Here is a 505-nt window from a genome sequence, read left to right on the forward strand (position 1 = left end):
TTCCACGCCAAAGCCAGTACGAACAAAATCAAGGCTGAACCAACCGTTGTTTTGCTCTAAGCCAACAATGGCAAGGTCAAAAGCGTTATCGGCTTTGTTGACGTTGATTTCTTCGACGCTGTCACGAAGGACGCGAACGCGATCAATGGATGCGTCTTTGAAGTGGATGCGCTTCAATGACAGCAAAGGTGAGCGCTCAGCAAAATCAAAAGGCGTACGACCTGTTGCACTTGCAAACCAAGACAATGAGTAGATGCGAGGCAAGTAAATGCGCTGTGATTGAGCTTGGGTGGTGTGAGAACGTGCGCGGATACTTGGCGCAGCTGTGCCACCAGATTTTGGAGCAAGCTGGATGTATACAAACCAGATCTCACCTTGCAGAGTCACAAGCTCACCAGTACGTACGCCACCTTTTGTTCGCAGCGTTAGGTCTGCAAAAGGAATAACGTAACGTCCCGCTTGAGTGAACTGTTTGCGGTGCTCTTGAATATCAACCAAGTCTTGA

The 505-nt window shown here is 48.9% G+C and carries 1 protein-coding gene; it reads right to left on the reverse strand.

Features of this window, described 5'->3' with window-relative positions; all coding sequences use genetic code 11:
• Positions 1–505: major capsid protein P2 (locus tag AACR11_RS29110; RefSeq protein ID WP_223295792.1), on the reverse strand; the 505-nt coding region annotated here is incomplete at both ends.

Origin of the sequence: Vibrio sp. L85, from assembly GCF_963871815.1 — a bacterium.
Classification (GTDB): Bacteria; Pseudomonadota; Gammaproteobacteria; order Enterobacterales; family Vibrionaceae; genus Vibrio; species Vibrio harveyi.